The organism is Flagellimonas amoyensis, from assembly GCF_003058265.1.
Taxonomy (GTDB): domain Bacteria; phylum Bacteroidota; class Bacteroidia; order Flavobacteriales; family Flavobacteriaceae; genus Flagellimonas; species Flagellimonas amoyensis.
In genome coordinates this window covers 175,626-194,591 of record NZ_QBUK01000009.1, presented here as the reverse complement: position 1 = coordinate 194,591, position 18,966 = coordinate 175,626, and the positions used below count along the sequence as shown (strand labels likewise).

The window sequence follows — 18,966 nt, the reverse complement described above, 5'->3', positions numbered from 1 at the left end:
CAGTCGAAAGGATCAGAATGACAATCAGGCCACTATTAACTCCCTGAAACCGTATGCGCCACATGGTGCACCAAAGAAGCGGCCAACTTGGCCGTTTGTCCGTCAATGTCATATTTGGGGTTCATCTCGGCGATATCCAAGCTGATCAGTTTACCCGATGATATGATAGTCTTCAGGCATTCCAAAACAATGTGTGGGGTAAAACCCATGGGCGAGGCAGCACTTACCCCTGGAGCAAACGCCGATGAAAATCCATCCAGATCGATGGTGACATACACTTGGTCCACATTTTTGGTAAAGGCATTGATGAAGGTGGTGATCTCTTGCAAAAAGGTAGGCTGAAACGTTTCGGACATCACATAAATAACGTTGAGGTCCTTGGCCGTTTCAAAAAGATGACGGTCGTTGGCATCTTTTCGAATGCCGAGACAGAGGTAGTTAAAGTCGATGCCTTCTTTTTGGCAATCTTGGGCAATCTGATAAAAAGGGGTGCCGGAATTGCTCTGTTCCGTATTTTTCCGAAGGTCAAAATGGGCATCAAAATTAATGATTCCGATGGTCTGGCTTTCTTTTTTTGCATCCAGGTATTTTTTGATGCCACAGTAATGTCCATAGGCCATATCATGCCCGCCACCCAGCACAATGGGGAATTGTTTTTTCTCCAAAAGCGTGACAACGGCTTCTGCAAGTTGTTCTTGGGCAGATTCCATATCGCTATTGGTACACGTAATGGAACCTACATCGTGCAACAAAACATGACTGGCCAAATGGTTGGGCATTTTCCCGAAACTGCTTTTTATGGCATCCGGTCCGTCCACAGCCCCGACCCTTCCTTGGTTACGGTGCACTCCGGCATCACAGGAATAACCCAATAGGGCAATGGATTTTTTCTGGGCTTCGGGAATTTCGGTCAAGGGAGTGCAATGCACTTTTTCGTGGAGGTACAACCACTTGTTGGAAATACGTCCGGTCCAGAGGTTTTTTTTTGGGGGTTCGTAGTGTTTCATCACATTAAAAAAGGTCGTCCAGTATATTCGGTTCCACCAGATTTGGTAAAGTTACCCTTAAATTTGGAGTACGGTCCATTTCTCGTTGAATGGCAAACAATGCTTCTTTGTTACGGGCCCAACTTCTTCGGGAGATACCATTGTTCACATCGTAGAACAACATCTTTTTCAAACGGTTGGAAGCTTCTTCGGAACCATCGAGTACCATACCAAAGCCTCCGTTGATGACTTCGCCCCAACCTACACCGCCACCATTGTGGATGGATACCCAAGTGGCTCCCCTAAAGCTGTCGCCGATCACATTATGGATGGCCATGTCCGCGGTGAACTTGCTACCATCGTAAATATTACTGGTTTCCCGGAAAGGGGAATCGGTTCCACTCACGTCGTGGTGGTCGCGACCCAAAACCACGGGTGCGCTGATCTCACCCTTCGCAATGGCCGTATTGAAGGCTTCGGCAATCTTGCTTCGTCCTTCGGCATCGGCATAAAGGATGCGGGCCTGTGAACCCACCACCAATTTATTCTGCTCCGCTTCGGATATCCATTTGATGTTGTCCTGCATCTGTTGTTGGATTTCCCCCGGAGCCTCGGCCTTGATTTCTCTCATGACCTCCAACGCTATGGCATCGGTTTTTTGAAGGTCTTTTGGATTGCCCGAAGTACACACCCATCTAAAAGGTCCAAAACCATAATCAAAACACATGGGCCCTAAAATATCCTGTACATAGGAAGGATATCTAAAATCGATGTTGTTCTCCGCCATCACATTGCCACCGGCACGGGAAACTTCCAACAAAAAGGCATTCCCGTAATCAAAAAAGTAGGTGCCTTTGGCGGTGTGTTTGTTGATGGCATTGATCTGTCTGCGGAGGGATTCCTGTACTTTTTCCTTGAATGCGGTTGGATGTTCCACCATCAAGGTATTCGCTTCGTCAAATGAAAGACCAACGGGATAATATCCACCTGCCCAAGGATTGTGCAAGGAAGTTTGATCGGAACCTAGATGCACAAAAATGCCTTCTTCGTAAAGATGTTCCCAAACATCCACCACATTGCCAATGTAGGCCAAGGATACGGTTTCTTGGTTGGCAATGGCCTCTTTTACCCGGACCATCAACAATTGAAGGTCTACCAAAAGTTCATCCACCCAACCCTGTTCATGTCGTTTTTTGGCCGCTTCGGGGTTTACTTCAGCACAAACGGTTATGCAGCCGGCAATGTTCCCAGCTTTGGGCTGCGCTCCGCTCATACCACCTAATCCTGCGGTCAGAAACACTTTCCCCTTTGGGGAATCGTTCTTGTCCAGCACTTTTCGGAAGGCGTTCATCACGGTAATGGCCGTTCCGTGTACAATGCCTTGTGGACCTATGTACATGTATGATCCTGCAGTCATTTGTCCGTATTGCGTAACGCCCAAGGCGTTGAATTTTTCCCAATCATCGGGTTTGGAATAGTTGGGAATCACCATCCCGTTGGTGACCACCACCCTTGGGGCTTCCTTGGATGAAGGAAATAGTCCCATCGGATGCCCGGAATACATGTGCAGGGTCTGTTCCTCTGTCATGGTCGCCAAATATTTCATGGTCAACAGGTATTGTGCCCAATTCTGAAAAACGGCTCCGTTGCCCCCATACGTGATGAGTTCTTCGGGATGTTGCGCCACGGCTGGGTTCAAATTGTTTTGGATCATCAACATAATGGCCGCCGCCTGATGGGTTTTGGCAGGATATTCCGAAATGGGCCGGGCATACATTTCGTAATCCGGCTTGAAGCGGTACACATAGATCCTTCCATACGTTTTCAGTTCCTCGGCAAACTCTTGGGCAAGCACCACATGCCATGCTTTTGGAAAATAACGCAGCGCATTTTGCACCGCCAATTTCTTCTCTTCTTTGGATAGGATATCTTTCCGTTTTGGTGCCGGGTTCCCGTTTTCGGGATAGGGTCTTTTAGTGGGAAGTTGTTCTGGGATCCCTTGTAATATCTGTGCTTGAAAATCGGTCAATGTTGTGGTCATGCTCAATCGTTTTGATGGATGGGTTCTCCTTTTTTCCAGACTTCACCGGGTTTCATTTGCCCTTGGTAATAAGTGATTTCTTGGTAATTATCCGTTGGGAAAATGGCGAAATCGGCCCAGTTTCCAGGTTCCAATTTTCCCCTGTCGGTCAAGCGCAATGCTGCCGCGGCCCTAAATGTGATACCAGCTAATACTTCGGTGTTGGACAGTTTTTCGAACGCGCCCAAAATGCTGGCTTGAGTCAACAGGTCGCCCATCGGAGCAGAACCAGGATTGTGGTCACTGGCGATGGACAATGCCCCGCCGGCATCCAAAATTCTTCGGGCCGGGGTGTAGGCACAACCCAGACCAAGCGAAGCGCCGGGTAATGCCGTGGCGATGGTATTGCTTTTTGCCAAAAGCTGTATTTCCTTTTCGGTACTAGCTTCCAAATGGTCGGCACTCACGGCCCTAAACTCAACCGCAACTTGACTTCCGCCAGTGGTGAATTGGTCGGCATGTACAGTAATGTCAAATCCCATAGCTTTTGCTTTTTGGAAATAGGGTTTGATTTCTTCTGGGGAAAAGGCACTTTCCTCCACAAATGCATCGATGCGATGGGTTAGGTTTTCGGCTTTTAGGATGGGAAAAAGGGTCGTGCTTATTTCTTCAAGATATTCGCTCTGAAGATTCCAGTCTTTGGGTTTCATATGAGCCGCCAAACAAGTCGGCATCAAGGTGGCCGCTACTTTTTCATTAGCCAGTTTAATGGCTCGAAGCATTTTCAGTTCTTCATCCACAGAAAGACCATAACCACTTTTCACCTCAATGGTGGTGACGCCATTTCGAAGGTGCGTTTTGCTTCTGGAAACGATTCCAGCAACCAATTCCTCTTGGGTTGCTTTTCGCGTCTGGGTCACCGTGTCCCAAATGCCCCCGCCGGCCTTGGCAATTTCCAAATAGGACTTTCCTGCATTTCGGTAGGCATAGTCCCGAGCGCGACTGCCAGCAAAACAGATGTGGGTATGGGAGTCTACAAATCCGGGGAGGCAAACGGTCTTGCCCTCAATGTGATGGATGTCGACTTCGTTTGATTTCAAGTCATCAAAAATGCCAATGGCCACGATTTTTCCTTCGGAAACCACAATACCCCCGTTTTCAATGATGGGCAATTGCTCGTCTTTCAAAGCTCCTTTCAAGGGCAAACCTGTCATGGGCAATAATTGGGAAAAGGGTCCGATCAATAATGGTTTCATGCTAGTAGTTTTCAAATGCTTCTAGGTGGGGCGTGTTCCAATGCAGGTTTTTTTCCTGCATTACATCCTCCACCAAATGAATAATGTCGTTGTTTTGAATGATCTCGATTCCTTTCTCGATATCATCAGCAAATACCCTGTCGTGCTCGGCAAACGCTACTTTGGTCCTTAGGAAGGTATGGATTTCGTCCAGAACGATTCCTGATTTTAAAGGTTTTCGGTACTCGAAGGCTTGAGCCGCTGTCAAGAGTTCAATGGCCAATATTTTCTCCACGTTTTCAATTATTTGCAAAGCTTTCCGTCCGCTAATGGAACCCATGCTCACATGGTCCTCTTGTCCTAATGAAGTAGGAATGCTATCGGCACTGGCAGGGAAACAAAGGCTCTTATTTTCACTGGCCAAGGCGGCTGTAGTGTATTGCAAAATCATATAGCCCGAATTGATCCCAGTGTCCTTCATCAACAATTTGGGAACCCCTGGGCTGTTACCTTCCAGCGCCAGGTAAATGCGTCGGTCTGAAATATTCCCGATTTCCGATGCGGCCAAAGCGGCATAATCCAAAGCCATCGCCAAAGGCTGACCGTGAAAATTTCCACCGCTGATGGTGAGTTCGTCATCAATGATGACAGGGTTGTCGGTTACGGAATTAAGTTCGATTTCCAATAATTCCTTCAGATGCAACCACGTATTTCGTGAGGCTCCGTGCACCTGCGGAATGCAACGAAGGGAGTAGGGGTCCTGTACCCTTTCACAGTCGATATGGTCTTCCAAGATTTCGGAACCTTGTAGTAGGGTTCGGATTCTACCCGCTACATGTTGGTTGCCTTTAAAAGGACGGAGTTGGTGCAATTCCTCATGAAACGGTTTCAAAGATCCTTGAAGTCCCTCGATCATCATGGTCCCGATGATGTCAGCATGTTTGAGGCAATGCTGTAATTTATGAAGCACAAGCACCCCATGGGCGGCTATAAATTGTGTGCCGTTGATCAAGGCCAAACCTTCTTTGGGTCCCAGTTCCAAAGGATGTAATCCGGTTTTTTGGAAAAGCTCTTGGGTGGTGATGGTCTTTCCTTGGTATTCCACTTTACCCAAACCTATCAATGGGAGGAACAAGTGGGACAGCGGTGCCAAGTCACCCGAAGCGCCTACGGAACCCTGACTGGGAACCACTGGAATGGCATCATGTTCCAAATGCCAAAGCATCCGTTGCAAAGTAGTTTCTGCAATACCCGAAAAGCCTTTGGCCAAAGCATGGATTTTTAAGATCAGCATGATCTTGGCCAACTGTTTGGCAATGGGCGTGCCCACCCCAACACTATGACTCTGTAGTATGTTGGATTGAAGGATTTTGGTGTCCTGCTTCGAAATTTTGGTATTGCATAAGGGGCCGAAACCCGTGTTGATACCATAAACGATATGGCCTTTTTCCACAATGCGTTGTACCCTTTGGTGACTGGCATTGACTTTTTTGAGGCAGGTGTCGGATAAAATTCCTTTTACAGTACCGCCTGCCAGACCAAGGGCCAAACCTGCGGTCAGGTGGTCTTCACCATATTGAAATGTCTTGATGTGCGACATGGACTATCTTTTGATATAAAATTAGCACTTGCGTATGATAATTGCCAATACTTATTTTTGTATTATTTAATAAGTATGAATTATCAAATAGAACTCCGGCATTTCATCTACTTTTTGGCCGTGGCCGAAGAATTGCACTATAGAAAAGCGGCAGAAAAGCTCTTCATTTCTCAGCCGGGACTGAGTACCCAAATCAAACAGATGGAAGAAATCTTGGAAACTCAACTTTTTGTAAGGGATAAAAAGAAGGTGCGATTGACCCCGGCCGGCGAGTTTCTGAAAAAGGAGGTGGAATTCATCCTGAACCATCTTGACCAGACCAAAAAGCAATTGAAACTGATCGGGCACGGTCATATGGGCGAGGTCCGGATCGGATTTTTGGGATCGGCCATGCAAAATGTGGTCCCTGAACTTTTGGTGGGTTTGAAGGAAAAATATCCCTTGGTGCACACTACTTTGGAAGAATTGTCGAATCGTGCACAGATCAATGCCATCCTTTCCGATCGTTTGGATCTGGGTTTTGTGCGGATGTCGCGAGTACCCAAAGGCTTGGAAGTGAAACCTGTTTTTGAGGATACGTTTTCATTGGTGTTGCCCCAAGATCATCCCATTGATGCGAAGAATTTTAAGAGTATTGACCAATTGGTCAACGAGGATTTTATTCTTTTCTCCCAAGATTACAGCCCTGAGTATTACGATACCGTGTTGAGCATTTGTGAGGATAGTGGTTTTGTGCCGAAAGTGTCGCATAAATCCGTTCATGCGCAGACCATTTTTAAGTTGGTGGAGAATAAATTGGGTATTGCCATTGTCCCTACCACATTGCAGCATGGGTTCCAGATGGAGGTAAAGTTCATCGAGATGAAACAGATCAGGCAAAGGGCGGTATTGTCCATGGTCTGGAAAGCCGACAATCGGAATCCGGCCTTAAAAAACTGTATGGATTTGCTCTTGAAATTATGATGACATCTTTTTGGGGCCTACCTTTGAATTTGTCAATTCGAGTGATTTTTAAGCGAAGCAAAGAAAATTGTATCGAGAATAGCCGACAAATTTGGTTCTCGATACTTTTCTAAAGGAAAAACTCGAACTGACGTATTATTCACTATCTAATTTTAATGAGTATGATTTTTGATCTTATAGCGAAAAGGAGAAGTATTTTTCCTGTTCAATACAACGATAAACCCATAGCCAAAGAAACGTTGGAAAAAATTTTGGAAGCGTCCAATTGGGCCCCGACCCACAAGAAAACCGAGCCTTGGCGTTTTAAGGTGTTGACGGGTCAAAAAAAGGATGAAATGGGTGTATTCCTTTCTGAAAAATATCAGGAAGTGGACCCCAAGCCAAAACAGGTCACCATCAATAAATTACAGGAGAACCCTGCGCGTTCCGCAGCGGTCATCGCTATCTGCATGCAGCGGGATCCCAAAGAAAGTCTGCCCGAGTGGGAAGAAATTGCCGCAACGGCCATGGCGGTGCAAAATATGTGGCTGTGCTGCACGGAGTTGGGCATTGGCAGTTATTGGTCTTCGCCCGGCCTCATCAAGTTTATGGGTGAATTCTTCGACCTCAACGAAGGTGAAAAATGTTTGGGCTTTTTCTATATGGGCTATTTTGATGGTGAGGTGATTCCATCCGAAAGAACACCCATCGCTGAAAAAGTGGAGTGGTTGGACTAACTGAACGTAAAGAGTTCGCCAGCATATTTTATGGCGATGTACACGTAGAAAATAGCGTAGACGATGGTCAGCACCAATTTCATAAAGGTGCCTGTCAAAAAACCCAAAAAAGAACCAAAAGCCGCCTTCAGGGCGGTTTTTTGATTGGCCTTGTTCAGCAATTCGCCCACCAACGCCCCGATAAAGGGCCAAATGATGATTCCGAATGGGCCAAAAACAGGGACAAAAATGGCAACTAGCAACCCAATGATCGTACCCCACATGCCCGCTTTCGTGCCTCCAAATCGTTTGGTGCCCATGGCCGGAATCACATAGTCCAAAACGGTGATGGTCAGGGTAATCACCAAGGTGATGCCAAGTACCCACCAGTTGTCGGGTACGGCTTTCGTCAAATAGAGCAACAGCAATCCAACCCAACTCAAGGGAGGACCGGGCAACACGGGCAAAAAACTGCCCAAGATGCCGACCAGCATCAATAGAAACCCCAAAATCAACAAGACGATGTCCATGGTTTTCTTTTCCTGTTAGACAAATGTAACCGACAAATGTTACAAACAACCAAAATAAAACCCTCCACTTTAAATTTTCGTAAGTAGATTTGAAACCAATAGCCAATTGCTTTTGAAGGAGACCAAAACATATCGTAAATCTAGGCTTGTCCAAATGGGATGTGCCCTGCTCTGTACCTTTTATGTCTTCGGGATTTTCAACAGCCTTTTGTTGGAAGGAATGCACGAAGTATCACATTTCTGGGGTCCCAAAACGCACCAACATGGCTTTTTTGCCGAGCATGAAGCAGTGGACTACTCGTCATTGGAAGCCATGGCCGGACATTCCCACGAAGCCCTGGAAGCCTTGAAAGCGTTGTTGGAGGCCAACCAGCCGGATGACCAACAATCCTCGGATGAGATCCATCTCAAATTGGACAAACACTTTGTTGATGACGTTGGGATAGTATTTCAGATGGTCCCAACAGCAATGGCAAATGACCATTGGGTGCGCCCAAATAGTTTCTTTTCGTGGTTCCAAGGCGTGACCACACCTCCTCCCCAATACTGTTGAAATATTTTTTAGTGGATTTATCGGATAAGTCCTGAAATCGTCACCCTGAACTTGTTTCAGGGTCACATTATGTATGCTGAAACTCGTTTGGCATGACATTCAGGTGGGCTTATCTGATGTGCCTAACAGAGGCAGTTTTTATACAAATCAAATTTAAATACAACGACATGAAATATTTTATGACGGCATTGTGCATGCTGTTCATGGGCATTGCCGCCGCACAAAACATCAAGGGAAAACTGGTTGACGAAGCAGGCTCCCCATTGGAAGATGCCGGGATTTTCAATAAGACCAGCGGCCAACACAGCCATACCGACGGAACAGGGCATTTTGTGCTGGACAGGACCTCGGTGAACGATACCATTTATTTTTCACGATTGGGATATGCCACGCAGACCCGAATGGTGAGCGCATCCGACCTTGAGAATCCATTGACGATTGTGCTTCAGGAAAGTTCCATTTCCTTGGAGCAAGTGGTTTTGGTTTCCGAAGTGGATGCCCTGAGCAGGGTAGTGGATGTGGATGTGAAAACCAACCCCGTGAAATCTTCCCAAGAGATTTTGAGAAAGGTGCCAGGCTTGATCATCGGCCAACATGCTGGTGGGGGTAAGGCCGAACAGATCTTCTTGCGGGGCTTTGATGTGGATCATGGTACCGATGTGGCCATCAGTGTGGACGGAATGCCAGTGAACATGGTTTCGCATGCCCACGGGCAAGGCTATGCCGACCTTCACTTTGTGATCCCGGAGACCATCGAGAATGTCAACTTTGGAAAAGGGCCTTACTATGTGGAACAGGGGAACTTCAATACGGCCGGTTATGTGGACCTGAAGCTGAGAAAGAGCTTGGACAAGAGCATGCTGTCCACCGAAGTGGGCCAGTTTGGCACCAGAAGGTTCATGGGGATGCTCAATGTAATGGACAGCGAGAACAGCAATGCGTATCTGGCCTCCGAACTCTATCTGACGGATGGTCCGTTCGAGTCACCGCAGAACTTCAATCGCATCAACATTTTGGGAAGATACCGATATGCCCTGCCCGGCGATCAGGAACTCTTGTTGACCGCTTCGCATTTTTCCAGCAAGTGGGACGCATCTGGCCAAATACCCCAACGTGCCGTGGATCAAGGACTGATTGGTCGTTTTGGGGCGATTGACGACACTGAGGGTGGCCAGACCAGCAGGACCAATTTCGTCCTGAACCACAATAAGAACTTGGGTACGGGCAAATCGCTCAATACCATGGCCTTTGTGTCGCATTACGATTTTGAGCTCTATTCCAATTTTACCTTTTTCTTGGAAGACCCGGTGAACGGAGATCAGATCAAACAGTTTGAAGACCGATTGATGGCCGGTGCCAGAACCGTTTTTCAAGACAATGCGGCCCGTCTTGGTGGGTTGGATTTCAAATACAATGCAGGGATTGGTTTCCGGTACGATAATGTGGACGACAACCAATTGTCCCACACCTTGAATCGGCAGGAACTTCTGGAGCGTATGGCCTATGGCGATGTGGACGAGATGAACGGCTACGCGTTTGCCGGAGCAGCCTTCAAATCAGGAAAATTCACCTTTGAACCTGCTGTTCGTCTGGATTATTTCCGGTTCGATTACATCAACAAGATGAGCGAGCTGTACGATAGCAGCAGTGAGGAAAAGGTAGCTTTCAGCCCCAAGTTCAATACCATTTACAGTCCCACGGAAAACACACAATTCTTCTTGAAGACGGGTATCGGTTTTCACTCCAACGACACTCGGGTGGTGGTGGCCAACAATGGGGAGGATATCCTGCCCGCTGCCTATGGTGTGGATTTGGGGACCATCATCAAACCTGCGGACAAATTGGTGCTGAATGCCACTTTGTGGACCTTGTTCTTGGATCAGGAGTTTGTGTATGTGGGTGATGCGGCCATTGTGGAGCCCAGCGGGAAGACCCGCAGAATGGGTCTTGAAGTAGGGGCGCGATACCAACCTTTGGATTGGCTTTACCTCTATACCGATGCCAATTATACCCATGCCCGAAGCACTGAGGAGGCCGATGGGGAAGATCATATCCCCTTGGCACCAGATTTCACCATGGCAGGTGGGGTCACCTTGGGCGGCAACCAAGGGTTTTCCGGAGGAATCAATTATCGGTATATTGACGACAGGCCGGCCAATGAGGACAATTCCATCGTGGCCGAAGGCTATTTGGTCACCGATGCCACCCTCAACTATAGTCTGAAGAATTGGACGTTTGGGTTGATTGTGGAAAACCTGTTCGATACGGAATGGAACGAGACCCAATTTGCCACCGAAAGCCGTTTGTTCAACGAACCCACTTCTTTTGAGGAAATCCATTTTACACCGGGAACGCCGTTCTATTTAAGAGGAAAGGTCACGGTTACTTTTTAAATAATGTCAGTTCGAGTGATTTTTCTTTGGAAAAATCGTATCGAGAACCAGAATTCCAAGGCCAAAACGGATTTGCTACGCTGAATCTACGAATTCTAGATACCTGCCTACCGCAGGCAGGCAAAATTCCTCCGGAATTTCACTCGAATTGACAGTTTTGGGAATTGTCACATCGAGCGCAGTCGAGATGCTTTGGTGTTCTGTTTTTGAATGAGGTCTCGCATCTCGACTGCGCTCGATATGACAGCTCGACCTGACATCTAGGGTTCAACATTCTGATTTTTAGTAAAAAGTAGAATTCAAGTCAAACAATTATCCGCCAGAAAACCACACTGGCGGATTTTTTTATCCATTTTTTAACTAAAAAATTAGTTTAAACTAAATATTTAGTTATATTTGTTTCGTGTTGAACTAAAAAGTTAGTTAAAAATGAAACAGCTCACCAAAGCAGAAGAAGAGGTAATGCAATTGCTCTGGGAATTGAAAAAGGCCAATGTGGCCGCAATTCTGGAGGAATTGCCCGAACCCAAACCAGCCTACAATACGGTTTCCACCATTGTCAGGATATTGGAAGACAAAGGTTTTGTGTCCCATGAGAAGGTAGGGAAGGGCCATGTGTACTTTCCTTTGGTGAAAAGGGAGGAGTACAGCAACCAACGTTTGAACACTTTGGTCGATGGGTATTTCCAAGGCTCCTTCACCAGCATGGTGTCCTTTTTTATGAAGAAGAACGACATCAGCCTGAAAGAATTGGAAGAGATCATGAAGAACATCAAAAACGAGGAAAAATGATCGTCTATATCTTGGAAACACTCGTCTTTCAGTTGGTCTTTTTGTTGACCTACGACCTCTTTCTAAAGAAAGAGACTTTTTTCCAATGGAACAGGTTTTATCTCTTGGTCACTTTTTTACTGTCGCTGGTGTTGCCCTGGATCAAACTGGAAATGTTGCGGACCAGCATGCCCCAGGAATTGGGTGGTGTCACGGTCTTTTTGACGCAATTGGATGGGGTGGTCTTGACCCCACAGGGACCAGAATCGAATTTTTGGGCCACATTTCCATGGTATTATTGGGTATTGGGTGTGGGAAGCATCGTGTCCGCCCTTTGGTTTGGGTATAAACTGTTGCAGATTCTGAAACTGAAACGACAAGGAAAAGTGGTTAGGTACCCCGATTTTGTAAAGGTCACCGTACAAAGGAGCAGTCTGGCCTTTTCCTTCTTCCGGAACATTTTTATGGGGGCCGAGATCCAAAAGGAAAAAGAGGCCAAGATCATTGCCCACGAACTGGTGCATGTAAAACAGAAACACACCCTGGACCTTCTCTTTTTTGAGATGGCCCGGATCGTGTTCTGGTTCAATCCATTGGTCTATGTGTATCAAGCCCGTGTGGCGGAACTGCACGAGTTCATTGCCGATGCGCATGCGGTGAAAGACAACAAAAGGGAACACTTTGAAATGCTGTTGTCCGAAGCGTTCAAGACGCGGCACATCAGTTTTGTGAACCAATTTTTCAATAAGTCATTAATCAAAAAACGAATAGTCATGTTACAAAAAAAGCGATCAAAAGCCATTTGGCAGTTGAAGTATGTATTGTTGCTGCCCTTGGTCTTGGGGATGTTGGTGTATACTTCCTGCGAGAGTGAAAGCGAAAAGAAAATTGAAGAATTGGAAGCTCTACCTCTGAATGAAATTGTGGTTGTAGGGTATAGCGGGGATTTTAAGACCTACACCTTGAACGTGAAGGATTTGGATGCACTTACCGCAGAAGAAGAAAGCGCACGGGATGAGTTAATGGAAAAACTGGCAGAAAACAGCGAAACAGGTGTTATTGTCCATATGATGGACCAACAACAAAGATCCATAAAAATGCAGGTCGAAAACGGGGCTATTAAAAGTATAAGTGTAGATAAGCAAAATCAGAATGGCGTTTCGGTGCCATTTGGAGAGATAGATGAAGTGCCCGTTTTTCCAGGGTGCGAGGATGCAACGGATAAGAGGACCTGTTTTCAAGAAAAGATACAGGAACATATCCGCAAACACTTTAGATATCCAGAAGAAGCCCAAGCGCAGGGCATCCAAGGGAGGGTGAGCCTAATTTTCACCATCGATACAGATGGGACCATTACAGGTATCAGGAAACGTGGACCACACGAATTATTGGAAAATGAAGCGGTACGGATCATAGAACGCTTGCCCCAAATGCAAGCTGGAAAACAGGACGGAGAGGTGGTGAAGGTTCCCTTTTCCATCCCTATCACCTTCCGACTTCAAGGGAATGTGGAAGATGTGATCAGTCCACAAAAGGGAGGAATAGGAGTACCCTTCGCAGTTGTGGAGGAAGTGCCCATTTTTCCTGGTTGTGAAGATGCCGCTGATAAAAAAGCCTGTTTCACGGAAAAAGTACAGGAGCACATTCGCAAACATTTCAGGTATCCCCAAGTGGCCCAAGAGCAGGGCATCCAAGGTAGGGTAAGTGTGATTTTCACTATCGGGGAGGATGGGGCCATTACGGACATTCGCAAACGGGGACCACATGAATTGTTGGAAAATGAGGCGGTACGGATCATAGAACGTTTGCCCCAAATGCAACCTGGAAAACAAAAAGGGAAGGTAGTGGAAGTTCCTTTCTCCATACCCATTACCTTTAAATTGGCTGGAAAAACGAGTGGAACATCGGATGCAACGCGCCAAGCCAAAGATTATATACAAGTGGCCGGAGGGCTACAGCATGGGAACGGGTCCAGTTATTATAAAGGCAAGGTCACGGATAGTGAATCACTCGGTCTTCCCGGGGTGAACATATCCATCCAAGGTACTGAAAAAGGTGCGGTCACCGATTTTGATGGCAATTTTGCCATTGCGGTCGAAAAAGGACAGGTCTTGAGTTTTCAATACAAGGGACTGCCAACAAAAACAATCGAAGTAACCCGATAGCAATGTCATTAGAAATAGAGTAGATGATGGGAATAAAATCCATTTGGTATAGCTGTTTGATTTTGTTTTCATTCCAAGCCGGTGCTCAGTCATCGGCTTTGCCCGTTGCCGACAGTCTGTATGCCTTGGGCAACTATGCCGCGGCCATCAATGCCTATGCGAAGCAGAACAACACGGCATCGTCCCTTCAGATAGCCCGGGCCTACAATGCCATTGGGAATTACGATAAGGCCATTGTCCAATATCAGGAAACGCTGGGCATGGACCCCAACTTGGACATTGCCCGTTTCGAATTGGGCAAATTGCTCCTCAAGGCCAAAAAATATGACCTAGCACTGGCAACTATCGATTTGTTGGTCTCCAAAGAACAGGAAAATCCTGAATACTACTATTACTTGGGCAGGGTATGGGAATCCTTGAACAGCCAAAAAAAGGCAGATGAGGCCTTTAGAAATGCCGTTCAAAAAGATAGTACCCATTTGCGGAGCCTCTATTCGTTGGCCCGATCTTTTGCATCCAAAAAAGAAAAGGATTCCGTGCTCAAGTATGTGGATATGGGCCTTCGGTTCTATGAAGACGATGTTTCCATGATCAATCTGAAAGCACTGGCCTTTTTCAACAACGGACAGTTTGGGATGGCCACTCCACATTTTGAAAGATTGTTGCAGCTTGGAGAGGAAGTACCTTTTGTTTACAATAAGCTGGCCCATTGTTACCTCCGGGACTTGAAGTTGGAAAAGGCCCAAAAGACCTATCATCAACTCAAGAAATTTCCCGAGTATTTGGCCGATGCCTACTCTGGCCTTGGGGAGGTGTTCCTAAAGGAACAACAATTGGACAGTGCCCAATACTATATCCAAAAATCCATAGAGGAGCGCACCGTAGCCTTTGACAAAGAATATGCCGACCTTGGCCGCATAGCGCGCATACAGGGAAAGACCAAAACAGCACTGGACCTCTACACCAAGGCTTGGGAAGAGAACAAGGACAATCCGTACAATTATTACCAAGTCTGTATCTTGGCGGACGAGTACTACAAAGACACCAAAACAAAGTTGGGATATTATGAAAGGTTATTGGGTATGTACCCCGATCTGGCCCCTTTCATAGCCGAGCGTGTGCAAAAGCGCATATCGGAGATCAAGGAGGAAATACACTACGCGGGCAACTGATTTCTTCAAAATATCGTAATTTCAGCCAAATTATAGGGGCTGCCATGCAAAAGTATGTTTTGTGGATCATTTTTATGGGATTGTTCGTTTCCTGCGAGCTGTTCGAGTCCAAAGAGGACAAGACCCAAAAACTGGTCAATGAGGAACTTATGGCCATTGATTGGAACGATGTGGACCAATACCCCCTTTTTGATAGCTGTGACGAAACGGCGACCAAGGAAGCACAACGGGAATGCTTCCAGAATGTGATGGCCGACTATTTTTCCGAAGCCTTGGCAGGGCTCCAGTTCCAAGTGGACAGCGATCTGAACGACACCGTGTACATCGATTTTATGATTGACGAACATGGTTTCATATCCGTGATCAACGTGGAGGAAAAAACCGCCGTGCTCAATGAGATCTCGGATTTCAACACTAAGATATCCGAGCGATTGAACGACCTGACCACCGTGGCGCCCGCCCTGAAAAGAGGGAATCCGGTGGGCCTTCGGTTCAGGCTGCCATTGGTACTAAACACCCATTAGAATTTGGCTACAGAAAAGATCATATTGGGAATAGACCCCGGAACGACCGTTATGGGTTTTGGCATTATCAAAGTGGTGAACAAGCAGATGCACTTTGTGCAGATGAACGAGCTGATGCTGAAAAAGTATGACGACCCCTACATCAAGCTCAAACTCATTTTTGAGCGGACTTTGGAACTTATCGATACTTACCACCCCGATGAGATTGCCATAGAGGCCCCTTTTTATGGGAAGAACGTACAATCCATGCTGAAACTGGGCCGTGCGCAGGGCGTGGCCATGGCGGCCGGACTCTCCAGACAGGTGCCCATTACCGAGTACATGCCGAAGAAAATCAAAATGGCCATTACCGGTAATGGTAATGCCAGCAAGGAACAGGTGGCCAAAATGCTACAAAGTGTACTGAAACTGAAAACCTTGCCCAAAAACTTGGATAGCACCGATGGACTGGCCGCAGCCGTTTGTCATTTTTACAACGAGGGGAAGGTGGAACTCGGCAAAAGCTACACGGGTTGGGAGGCGTTCATCAAACAAAATCCCGATAAATTGGGATAACCATGTCAGGAATCTACATCCATATCCCTTTTTGCAAACAAGCTTGCCATTATTGCGATTTTCATTTTTCCACCCAAATGAAGAAGAAGGATGTCATGGTGGATGCCTTTGTCCGGGAAATGGAACTGCGCAAAAACGAGTTGGGCGATGAGGTTGTCGAGACCATTTATTTTGGTGGTGGCACCCCTTCGGTTTTGGAACTACAGGAATTGGAGCGTTTGATCCAAACCGTGTATGACCATTACAAAGTAATGGACCATGCAGAAATCACCCTGGAGGCCAATCCGGATGACTTGTCCAGTGATCGAATCATCCAACTATCCAAAAGTCCAATCAACCGTCTCAGCATCGGCATCCAATCTTTTTTTGAGGAGGATCTGACCTTGATGAACCGCGCCCACAATGCCCAAGAAGCTGAACATTGCATCGAGGAAGCCGTAAAACATTTTGATAATATCACCATCGACCTGATTTATGGTATTCCGGGGATGGGTCATGACCGATGGAAGGCGAACATCCAAAAAGCCTTGGATTTTGGATTGCCCCATATCTCCAGCTATGCCTTAACGGTAGAACCCAAAACCGCACTGGAAAAATTGATCCAGAAAGGAACAGTGGCCCAAGTGGATGACGGTCAGGCACAGGAGCAGTTCCATATTTTGGTGGATGTATTGGAGGAACAGGGTTTTGTAAACTATGAGATCTCCAACTTTGGGAAACCGGGCTATTTTTCCAAGAACAATACCGCCTATTGGCAGGGCAAAACCTATTTGGGCATTGGTCCGTCCGCGCATTCGTATGATGGACTTTCCCGCGCTTGGAACATTCGAAACAATTCCATCTACATCAAACAGATCCAACAAGGGATCTTGCCCAGTGAAAAGGAAACCTTGACCGTGACCGACCGGTACAACGAATATGTGATGACGGGACTCAGGACTATTTGGGGTGTTTCCAAGGTGAAGATTGCCAAGGAATTTGGACCGGACTACGCGAACTATTTGGAACAACAATCGGAAAAGTTCACAGAACAGCAATTGCTGTTTTGGGAAGATGCTATTTTACGAACTACCCAACAAGGCAAGTTTTTAGCGGATGGTATTGCGGCGGATTTGTTTTTTTTGGAGTAGTTTTGGGCAGACCCATCCACTGATTTTATGGGTTGCTCACAAAGGGAGCTCTCGCATTTTTTTATTCAAATTTGATGGAAATCTCCAAATGTCCTCCGAGTCCTTCGTTTATGATTCTTTGCAAGGTCGAAAATCGAATGTCCTTTAAATTTCTTTCCAATTTTGATATATAGGATTTGTTTGTTCCCGCCAATTCGGCCAATTGTTCTTGCGTAAGACCTTTGTCTTCTCTTGCTTGTTGGATCAACACCCCAAGTTTGAAAGCGTCATATTCGGTTTCAAATTCTTCTCGCTTTACGGTACCTCTTTTTCCAATTTTTTCATCGATAAATTGGTCAAGGTTTTTAAGATTTTTATTTTTTGCTTTGTCCATGTCACACTTGTTTTGAAGGTATTTACGAACCACCTTTGATGGTTTCATAATATTCTTTTTTTATTTGTTCTGCCCTCTCAATCTGCAGTTTAGGTGTTTTTTGCGTTTTCTTGTGGAATCCATGGCCGACAACGACAATATTGTCCAAATCAAAAAAGCAGAAAATTCTATAAATGTTACTTCCAACCTGAACCCTGATTTCATAAAGCCCGGTTGTGTTTTTCAAATGCTTTAAATAGGTTTCGGGAATTCGGTCAATTTCCTCAATGATCCTTAAGGTCCAAATAATTTTCTTTTTTACCTTTTCAGTTTGGATTTCGAAAAAAACCTCAAAGTAATTTTTGAAAAAGTACAGCTCCCGCTTTTTGTTCATAGCAAATATATAAAAAGTAGTCCAATTGGACTACTTTTTTGTGTTTTCAGAATGAAATACAATGAGGTTTCTTTAGAGACGGTTGCCTCTGATTCTTGATGGAGAAAAGTTGCCCACCGCCAAAAACTTGTCTTTTTTGGTGGATGGTATTGCAAATGATTTGTTTTTGTTGGAACAGTTTTTGGAAGTCCCGTCCATTGATTTGAAGAGTTGTACTTATTGGCCTCGATGATTTGGTTATGCAATCTTTCGCTGGATTTATACGCATAGAGATTAGCCTTTGATAACGCTTGTTTTTGTTGGGAAACGTTTTAAAATCTGTATCCAACCCCAATTTTCAATCGATTTGAATTGAAACCAATTTTTTCCTCAGTAATAAAATTATCAACATATAATCTTATAAATTGAAAATTGCCTTGAATGAAGAAATTTCTTAAAATGTCATAGGTTCCGCCAAAGCTTATATTAAATCCTCCAACATTATCTTTTTCAGTATTGGAAATTACAGGACCAGCGTCACTGTAAATATTTGTAGTCTTAAAATAACTTTGTGTGGAATATCCGACTCCTAAAAAGGGCATTAATCCTTTGATTGAATTGAGTGGAATTTCTCCAAATAAATTGAAATGATGTGATGTAAATGATTCACTTTGATTTTGAAAAATTAATTCACCAGTCAATAAATCAATCGAATAAGAAGCCCCAATGTTGAATGATTCCCTATTCAAAAACCTGTATTTCACCTTTGAATTTATAATTCCTGTTAAATCAGATGAATTCCCATTTGAAAACTCCATTGGATAATTTATCTCCAAGCTAAAATTCTTTGTTTGAGAAAAAGCAATGGTAATTGAAATGATGAATAATAGGGTAAAAATTTTTCTCATTTTTTGGTTTTTATTTTCCTTAATGTTTTAAGATGCCTATC

At 45.4% G+C, this 18,966-nt stretch carries 18 protein-coding genes; 10 read left to right on the top strand and 8 right to left on the bottom strand.

What is annotated here, in order from left to right; translation table 11 throughout:
* Positions 1-35 precede the first annotated feature (35 nt).
* The 4 genes from hutG to hutH are packed head-to-tail and all read right to left on the bottom strand — an operon-like array spanning position 36 to position 5,841.
* Entirely contained in the window at positions 36-1,007 is a 972-nt protein-coding gene (gene hutG, locus DB398_RS13750) for a formimidoylglutamase (protein WP_108425020.1), read from the bottom strand.
* A 4-nt stretch (positions 1,008-1,011) separates the two neighbouring features.
* Complete coding sequence (locus DB398_RS13745) at positions 1,012-3,027, bottom strand: urocanate hydratase (RefSeq protein ID WP_108425019.1); 2,016 nt, start codon at positions 3,025-3,027, stop codon at positions 1,012-1,014.
* A 2-nt stretch (positions 3,028-3,029) separates the two neighbouring features.
* Entirely contained in the window at positions 3,030-4,262 is a 1,233-nt protein-coding gene (gene hutI / locus DB398_RS13740; RefSeq protein WP_108425018.1) for an imidazolonepropionase, read from the bottom strand.
* A gap of 1 nt (position 4,263) precedes the next feature.
* The gene (gene hutH / locus DB398_RS13735) at positions 4,264-5,841 is read right to left on the bottom strand and encodes a histidine ammonia-lyase (RefSeq protein ID WP_108425017.1); all 1,578 of its coding nucleotides are present in this window, start codon (positions 5,839-5,841) and stop codon (positions 4,264-4,266) included.
* Between the two features lie 75 nt (positions 5,842-5,916).
* Here hutH and DB398_RS13730 point away from each other — a divergent pair, with 75 nt between their 5' ends.
* Both DB398_RS13730 and DB398_RS13725 read left to right on the top strand, forming a co-directional pair.
* Positions 5,917-6,804: a LysR family transcriptional regulator gene (locus tag DB398_RS13730; RefSeq protein ID WP_108425016.1), complete on the top strand. Its 888-nt coding sequence runs from the start codon at positions 5,917-5,919 to the stop codon at positions 6,802-6,804.
* Positions 6,805-6,965: 161 nt separating this feature from the next.
* Positions 6,966-7,520, top strand: coding sequence for a nitroreductase family protein (locus tag DB398_RS13725; protein WP_108425015.1), 555 nt, complete (start codon positions 6,966-6,968; stop codon positions 7,518-7,520).
* Here DB398_RS13725 and DB398_RS13720 read toward each other — a convergent pair.
* Positions 7,517-8,029, bottom strand: coding sequence for a DUF456 domain-containing protein (locus tag DB398_RS13720; protein ID WP_108425014.1), 513 nt, complete (start codon positions 8,027-8,029; stop codon positions 7,517-7,519). The two genes, DB398_RS13725 and DB398_RS13720, sit on opposite strands and share 4 nt — an antisense overlap.
* A gap of 154 nt (positions 8,030-8,183) precedes the next feature.
* Here DB398_RS13720 and DB398_RS13715 point away from each other — a divergent pair, with 154 nt between their 5' ends.
* The 8 genes from DB398_RS13715 (at position 8,184) to hemW (ending at position 17,292) form a co-directional block, all read left to right on the top strand.
* Entirely contained in the window at positions 8,184-8,582 is a 399-nt protein-coding gene (locus DB398_RS13715) for a hypothetical protein (protein WP_159076440.1), read from the top strand.
* Positions 8,583-8,749: 167 nt separating this feature from the next.
* Positions 8,750-10,975 (top strand): TonB-dependent receptor, encoded by a 2,226-nt coding sequence (locus DB398_RS13710; RefSeq protein WP_108425012.1) that lies wholly within the window; start codon positions 8,750-8,752, stop codon positions 10,973-10,975.
* A gap of 429 nt (positions 10,976-11,404) precedes the next feature.
* The gene (locus DB398_RS13705) at positions 11,405-11,767 is read left to right on the top strand and encodes a BlaI/MecI/CopY family transcriptional regulator (protein ID WP_072878020.1); all 363 of its coding nucleotides are present in this window, start codon (positions 11,405-11,407) and stop codon (positions 11,765-11,767) included.
* Positions 11,764-13,911, top strand: a complete 2,148-nt coding sequence (locus tag DB398_RS13700; protein ID WP_108425011.1) for a M56 family metallopeptidase — start codon at positions 11,764-11,766, stop codon at positions 13,909-13,911. Before DB398_RS13705 ends, DB398_RS13700 begins: the two co-directional genes overlap by 4 nt.
* Positions 13,912-13,934: 23 nt before the next feature.
* On the top strand, positions 13,935-15,083 hold the full coding sequence (locus DB398_RS13695; RefSeq protein ID WP_108425010.1) for a tetratricopeptide repeat protein: 1,149 nt from the start codon (positions 13,935-13,937) through the stop codon (positions 15,081-15,083).
* A gap of 44 nt (positions 15,084-15,127) precedes the next feature.
* Entirely contained in the window at positions 15,128-15,607 is a 480-nt protein-coding gene (locus DB398_RS13690; protein WP_108425009.1) for a hypothetical protein, read from the top strand.
* A gap of 3 nt (positions 15,608-15,610) precedes the next feature.
* Positions 15,611-16,162 (top strand): crossover junction endodeoxyribonuclease RuvC, encoded by a 552-nt coding sequence (ruvC, locus tag DB398_RS13685; RefSeq protein WP_108425008.1) that lies wholly within the window; start codon positions 15,611-15,613, stop codon positions 16,160-16,162.
* A gap of 2 nt (positions 16,163-16,164) precedes the next feature.
* Positions 16,165-17,292, top strand: coding sequence for a radical SAM family heme chaperone HemW (hemW, locus tag DB398_RS13680; RefSeq protein ID WP_108425007.1), 1,128 nt, complete (start codon positions 16,165-16,167; stop codon positions 17,290-17,292).
* Positions 17,293-17,353: 61 nt separating this feature from the next.
* Here the strand turns inward: hemW and DB398_RS13675 are convergent, their stop codons facing one another.
* The 3 genes from DB398_RS13675 to DB398_RS13665 form a co-directional block, all read right to left on the bottom strand.
* On the bottom strand, positions 17,354-17,665 hold the full coding sequence (locus DB398_RS13675; RefSeq protein ID WP_108425068.1) for a helix-turn-helix domain-containing protein: 312 nt from the start codon (positions 17,663-17,665) through the stop codon (positions 17,354-17,356).
* A 22-nt stretch (positions 17,666-17,687) separates the two neighbouring features.
* Positions 17,688-18,038, bottom strand: a complete 351-nt coding sequence (locus DB398_RS13670) for a type II toxin-antitoxin system RelE/ParE family toxin (protein WP_108425006.1) — start codon at positions 18,036-18,038, stop codon at positions 17,688-17,690.
* A gap of 311 nt (positions 18,039-18,349) precedes the next feature.
* Complete coding sequence (locus tag DB398_RS13665) at positions 18,350-18,925, bottom strand: outer membrane protein (RefSeq protein WP_108425005.1); 576 nt, start codon at positions 18,923-18,925, stop codon at positions 18,350-18,352.
* Positions 18,926-18,966: the final 41 nt, after the last annotated feature.